The sequence below is a fragment of the Pseudomonas sp. GXM4 genome, from assembly GCF_008923895.1.
GTDB classification, from domain to species: domain Bacteria; phylum Pseudomonadota; class Gammaproteobacteria; order Pseudomonadales; family Pseudomonadaceae; genus Aquipseudomonas; species Aquipseudomonas atacamensis.
In genome coordinates this window covers 1-5,519 of the sequence record NZ_WBRZ01000327.1, presented here as the reverse complement: position 1 = coordinate 5,519, position 5,519 = coordinate 1, and the positions used below count along the sequence as shown (strand labels likewise).

Genomic DNA, 5,519 nt, shown 5'->3' with positions numbered 1-5,519 from the left:
ATCTTTTGCTTTTGATATTTGTGTCTGATGCACTTATAACCTGCCAATAAGTCAATTTTCGTCAGCATCAAGCCCCACTAAAATGCTCCGGTATTTCACCCCCGGAGTTTTCATTCATGACATCCCTGACGGTCACGGCGCCTCTCGTCGCGACCAGCCCGGCGACGGCGGCTGCGCCACCGGTGTTCGGGGCGCGGATCATCATTGGTCTGGTCGGCGTGCTGTTGGCCGTGCTGGTCTCGGGCCTCAACGAGATGGTCACCAAAGTCGCACTCGCCGACATTCGCGGCGCGCTGCACATCGGCTACGACGAAGGCACCTGGCTGGTCGCCAGCTACACGGCGACGTCGGTCGCGGCCATGGCCTTCGCGCCGTGGTGCTCGGTGACCTTCTCGCTGCGTCGCTTCACACTGTGCGCCATCGGTCTGTTTACCCTGCTCGGCGTGCTGTGCCCGTTCGCCCCAAACTACGAAAGTCTGCTGCTGATGCGCATCCTCCAAGGCCTCGCCGGCGGTGCATTGCCGCCGATGCTGATGACCGTCGCGCTGCGCTTTCTCCCAGCGAACATCAAACTGTACGGACTGGCCGGCTACGCCCTGACCGCGACTTTCGGCCCGGGACTCGGCACGCCGCTGGCCGGTCTGTGGACCGAATACGTCGGCTGGCAGTGGACCTTCTGGCAGATCATCGTGCCGTGCCTGATCGCCATGGCCGCAGTGGCTTACGGATTGCCGCAGGATCCGCTGCGGCTGGAACGTCTCAGGGCGTTCAACTGGAAAGGCCTGCTGCTGGGCTTTCCGGCGATCTGCATGCTGGTGATCGGTCTGTTGCAGGGCAATCGACTGGACTGGTTCGAGTCGAGCCTGATCTGTGGATTACTCGGTGCCGGTTCGCTGCTGCTGGTGGCATTTCTGATCAATGAATGGTCGCAGCCGATTCCGTTTTTCAAGCTGCAGATGCTCGGCATCCGCAACCTGTTGTTCGCCCTGATCACCCTCGCGGGGGTGTTGATCGTGCTGCTGGCGGTGGTGTTGATTCCGTCGAGTTATCTGGCCCAGGTGCAAGGTTATCGTCCGGCGCAAACCGCGCCGATCATGCTCATTGCCGCGCTGCCGCAGTTGATCGCGCTGCCATTGGTGGCGGCGCTATGCAACTTGCGCTGGGTCGATTGTCGCTGGGTGCTCGGCATGGGTCTGAGCATGCTCGCGCTGTCCTGCCTGGGCGGTTCGCACCTGACTTCGGCGTGGATTCGCGATGATTTCTACGTCCTGCAATGGCTGCAGATTTTCGGCCAGCCGATGGCGGTGTTGCCGCTGTTGATGTTGTCGACCGGCAGTATCACGCCGATGGAAGGACCGTTCGCGTCGGCGTGGTTCAACACCGTCAAAGGCCTGGCTGCCGTGGTTGCCACCGGCGTCATCGAAGCGCTGACCACCGCGCGCCTGCATTTTCATTCGAGCATGTTGGTCGACAGCCTCGGCAATTCGCCACTGGCCGATCACAGCGATCCGGGCCTCGCTCACCGCGTGCATGAGCAGGCGGTGGTGCTGACTTCGTCCGATTTGTACCTGTGCATGGCCGGCGTTGCCGTGGCGTTGATCCTGCTGATTTTCTGGCTGCCGACGCGGATTTATCCGCCGCGCGCGCCGACCTGATCGCTGTACTGAAACTGAAGGTTTTTTATGACTCAATCCAAGCAAAAACTCGCGGTGGCCGTGGCTGCCGCGCTGGCGGTGGGCGTGCTGGTGTACCTGGCAATGCCCGGGCTGTTCGGGCAACGCACCGAGCAAACCACCAACGACGCCTTCGTCTCCGCCGACTACACGCTGGTGGTGCCGCGCGTGGCCGGGTTCATCAAGCAGGTGCTGGTCGAAGACAACCAGCAGGTCAAGGCCGGGCAGTTGCTGGCGCTGATCGATGACCGTGATTTGCGCGCAGCGGCGGAAGCGGCGGATGCGCAAACCCTGGTCGCGCGGGCGCAGTTGCAGAACGCCAGCGCGACCCTGGAGCGGCAGGCTTCGCTGATCGCTCAGGCGCAGGCCACCGTGGTCTCGGTCAAAGCGGAAATGGCTTTTGCGCAGCAGGAACTGAACCGCTACAACCATCTCGCCGGTGTCGGCGCCGGCACCGTGCAGAACGCGCAGCAGGCGCGCACGCGCATCGATCAGGCCTCGGCGCGCCTCGACACCGCGACCGCGAAGCTGGCGGCCGAACGCAAGCAGGTCGAAATTCTCACCGCCAAGCGCAACGCCGCCGAAGGCAATCTGAAACACGCGCAGGCGGCGCTGGAGATTGCCAGTTTCAACCTCTCTTACACGCGCATCACCGCGCCGCAGGACGGCATGATCGGCGAGCGTGCGGTGCGCGTCGGCGCCTACGTCACGCCGGGCAGCAAGCTGTTGGCGGTGGTGCCGTTGCAGCAGGCCTATGTGGTGGCCAATTTTCAGGAAACCCAGTTGACCGATGTGCAGCCCGGGCAGGATGTGCAAGTGCGGGTCGACAGCTTGGGCGGTGAAGCCCTGACTGGCCGCGTCGAGAGCATTGCGCCGGCAACTGGCGTGACCTTTGCGGCGGTGAAACCGGATAACGCCACCGGTAATTTCACCAAGGTTGTGCAGCGGATTCCGGTGAAGATCGTGCTGGAACCGGGCCAGCCACTGGCTGAGCGCTTGCGGGTGGGGATGTCGGTCGAGGCGAGTATTGATACCGCCAGCTCAAAGGCGTCCGGGCGCGAGGTGACGCAGCGATGATCGGTGTTGAATCGGCTGGCCTCATCGCTGGCAAGCCAGCTCCCACAGGGGGCATTGGCAGGCTGAACCATTTTGCACAACCTGCACAATCTTTGTGGGAGCTGGCTTGCCAGCGATGGGGGCATTGGCAGCAACTCACTCTGAGTGCCTTGCTTGCAGTCAGTCTCACCGCCTGCACCGTCGGCCCGGACTTCCAGAAACCCGAAGCCCCTCAGCCTGCCGACTGGGCCAAACCGAGCCAATCCGCCCCGAGCCAGGCCGTTAGCGAACCCCTGAACGAACGCTGGTGGGAAACCTTCCACGACCCGCAACTTTCCGCGCTCACCCAGCGCGCGCTGAACAGCAACCTCGACCTGCAACTGGCCAGCAGCCGCCTGCAACAAAGCCGCGCCGCGCGTCAGGTGATCACCGCCGAGCGCTATCCGCACAGCTCTGCCACCGGCAGCTACGGGCGCAAACGCAACAGTGGCAAAGGCTTGAACGATCCATCGGGAAATAACGGCGACGAGGCGTTCAACCTCTGGGATGCCGGTTTCTCCGCCTCATGGGAACTGGACTTCTGGGGCCGCGTGCGCCGTGAAACCGAAGCCGCTGATGCCAATCTCGAAGTGGCGGAAAATGATCGTCGCGGCGTGCTGCTGACCGTGCTCGCCGACACCGCGCAAAACTACATTCAGCTGCGCGGCGTGCAGAGCACCCGCGCCGTCACCGAGCAGAACCTCGACGTCGCCCGCCACAGCCTGAAACTCTCGCAGCTGCGGCTGGCCGATGGCGTGGCGACCGACCTGGACGTCGCCGAAGCTGCCGCGCAAGTCGCCGCCATCGAGGCACGGCTGCCGGCGCTCGAGCAGCGTCAGGCGCAACTGATCAACGCGATCAGTCTGCTCATGGGCGAGCCACCGCAAACTCTCGCTCAAACGTTATCCACAGAAGCGGCAGTACCGCAGTCGCCACTGCAAATCGCCATCGGCCTGCCGTCGCAATTGGCCGAACGTCGTCCGGATATCCGCCAGGCCGAAGCGCGTCTGCACGCCGCCACCGCCAACATCGGTGTGGCCAAGGGTGATTTCTATCCGCGCATCACCCTGTCCGGCAACTTCGGTTCCCAGGCCATGCAGCTGAGCGATTTCGGTTCATGGGGCTCGCGTGCCTTTGCCATCGGCCCGCAATTCAGCCTGCCGTTGTTCGACGGCGGACGCCTGCGCGGCATGCTGCAACTGCGTGAAGCGCAACAGCAGGAAGCGGCCATCGCCTACCAGCGAACCGTGCTGCGCGCCTGGCATGAAATCGATGATCAACTGACCGCCTACAACGCCAGCCAGCGCCGTCGCGACAGCCTCGCCGAAGCCGTGCATCAGAACCGGATCGCCCTGCGTACTGCGCAACAGCAATACGTCGAAGGCGTGGTCGATTTCGTCAATGTCCTCACCGTGCAAAGCGCCTTGCTCGCCACGCAGGAACAATGGGTGGAAAGCTCGACCGGCGTTTCCCTGGCGATGGTCGGTTTGTACAAGGCGCTCGGCGGCGGATGGCAGTCGGTTTATCCGGCAGCGCAACTGGCCGCAGGCTCACCTGACGTCGCCAGACCCTGAACCCGCCGCGACAGCTATGATCAACTCCACTGCAGCGAACGGCGCAACGCCGGACCTGAATTGCAGAGGAGTTGCATCATGGAAAATCCGCAGCACAGTCTACCGGCCCTGTTCAAACAACTCGGCCTCGATGACGATCCGACCGGCATCGACAAATTCATCGCCAGCCATTCGCCGCTCAAGCCGGATTTGCATCTGGCTGACGCGTTTTTCTGGACGGCAGGTCAGGCGCAGTTTCTGCGCGAGGAGATTCTGGATGATGCGGATTGGGCGGAAGTGGTGGATCAGTTGAATGTGATGTTGCGTAAGGGGCGGGTGGGGTGATCATCGCGAAGTTGTATCCTCGTTGAACGCCACAGTTGTCCACATGGCATAAATAGACCAAAATCACGTCCTAATTTGAGGTTCTTATTATGCAAAGCGTTCTCGCCGATATGGCTGTCAGTGTCTCTGAACTGAAGAAAAATCCTACTGCCGTGTTGAACGGTGCACATGGGGGGGCCGTCGCTGTCCTCAACCACAATCGCGTCATGGGTTATATGGTGCCGGCCGAAGTTTACGAAGCGATGATGGAGCGGCTTGATGATCTTGAGCTGGCTGACATCGTTCGTTCGCGCCTCCACGAAACGCCCATTTCGGTAAGCCTGGATGACTTATAAGCTTGAGTTTCTGCCGTCTGCACACAAAGAGTGGAACAAGCTGGGTCATACATTGCGTGAGCAATTCAAAAAGAAGCTAGGTGAGAGGCTGAAGCTTCCCAGAATCCCGGCTGACGCACTGCACGGCATGCCCGACTGCTACAAAATCAAACTCAAAGCCTCGGGGTATCGATTGGTTTACCAAGTCATCGACGAACGAGTCGTGGTTTCCGTGCTAGCGGTTGGCAAGCGCGAACGCAGCAGTGTTTACGATACTGCCAAGAACCGTTGAACGAGCCCCCGCTTTATTCAAGTGGCCGATGTTTGTCGATGAGATTCTTGAGTGACCGGACTGGGCCACCAAAGTGTGGGATCAGTTGATGTATCGTCTGGCATGAGGCGCGGCATGTAAAAAAAATTGCGCGAAAAGGCTCAGATGTAAAAAAAAACCTCCTTACTGTAAAAAAAACTTCGTTTTGTCCGTCGCATTAGATTTTTCTTCGAAAAATTACAAATCCAACTCGTGGTACGCCTCGGCC

At 60.8% G+C, this 5,519-nt stretch carries 6 protein-coding genes; all 6 read left to right on the top strand.

What is annotated here, in order from left to right; all coding sequences use genetic code 11:
* Positions 1 to 116 precede the first annotated feature (116 nt).
* The 6 genes from F8N49_RS25070 to F8N49_RS25045 all read left to right on the top strand — a co-directional run bounded on the left by F8N49_RS25070 (position 117) and on the right by F8N49_RS25045 (position 5,272).
* The gene (locus F8N49_RS25070; protein WP_151553030.1) at positions 117 to 1,655 is read left to right on the top strand and encodes an MFS transporter; all 1,539 of its coding nucleotides are present in this window, start codon (positions 117 to 119) and stop codon (positions 1,653 to 1,655) included.
* A 27-nt stretch (positions 1,656 to 1,682) separates the two neighbouring features.
* Complete coding sequence (locus F8N49_RS25065; protein WP_122751865.1) at positions 1,683 to 2,750, top strand: HlyD family secretion protein; 1,068 nt, start codon at positions 1,683 to 1,685, stop codon at positions 2,748 to 2,750.
* Complete coding sequence (locus tag F8N49_RS25060; RefSeq protein WP_151553028.1) at positions 2,747 to 4,342, top strand: efflux transporter outer membrane subunit; 1,596 nt, start codon at positions 2,747 to 2,749, stop codon at positions 4,340 to 4,342. The genes F8N49_RS25065 and F8N49_RS25060 overlap by 4 nt, the downstream gene beginning before the upstream one ends.
* A gap of 78 nt (positions 4,343 to 4,420) precedes the next feature.
* Positions 4,421 to 4,666 carry a DUF2789 domain-containing protein gene (locus tag F8N49_RS25055; protein ID WP_122747883.1) on the top strand — a complete coding sequence of 82 codons (246 nt, stop codon included), beginning with the start codon at positions 4,421 to 4,423 and terminating at the stop codon, positions 4,664 to 4,666.
* Between the two features lie 89 nt (positions 4,667 to 4,755).
* Positions 4,756 to 5,001: a type II toxin-antitoxin system Phd/YefM family antitoxin gene (locus tag F8N49_RS25050; RefSeq protein ID WP_041477418.1), complete on the top strand. Its 246-nt coding sequence runs from the start codon at positions 4,756 to 4,758 to the stop codon at positions 4,999 to 5,001.
* Positions 4,991 to 5,272, top strand: a complete 282-nt coding sequence (locus F8N49_RS25045; protein ID WP_130912319.1) for a type II toxin-antitoxin system RelE/ParE family toxin — start codon at positions 4,991 to 4,993, stop codon at positions 5,270 to 5,272. Before F8N49_RS25050 ends, F8N49_RS25045 begins: the two co-directional genes overlap by 11 nt.
* Positions 5,273 to 5,519 lie beyond the last annotated feature (247 nt).

Excerpts from the sequence above, each read along its gene's own strand:
- F8N49_RS25065 (WP_122751865.1), top strand. The coding sequence starts at position 1,683 with ATGACTCAATCCAAGCAAAAACTCGCGGTGGCCGTGGCTGCCGCGCTG.
- F8N49_RS25060 (WP_151553028.1), top strand. The coding sequence starts at position 2,747 with ATGATCGGTGTTGAATCGGCTGGCCTCATCGCTGGCAAGCCAGCTCCC.
- F8N49_RS25050 (WP_041477418.1), top strand. The coding sequence starts at position 4,756 with ATGCAAAGCGTTCTCGCCGATATGGCTGTCAGTGTCTCTGAACTGAAG.
- F8N49_RS25055 (WP_122747883.1), top strand. The coding sequence starts at position 4,421 with ATGGAAAATCCGCAGCACAGTCTACCGGCCCTGTTCAAACAACTCGGC.
- F8N49_RS25045 (WP_130912319.1), top strand. The coding sequence starts at position 4,991 with ATGACTTATAAGCTTGAGTTTCTGCCGTCTGCACACAAAGAGTGGAAC.
- F8N49_RS25070 (WP_151553030.1), top strand. The coding sequence starts at position 117 with ATGACATCCCTGACGGTCACGGCGCCTCTCGTCGCGACCAGCCCGGCG.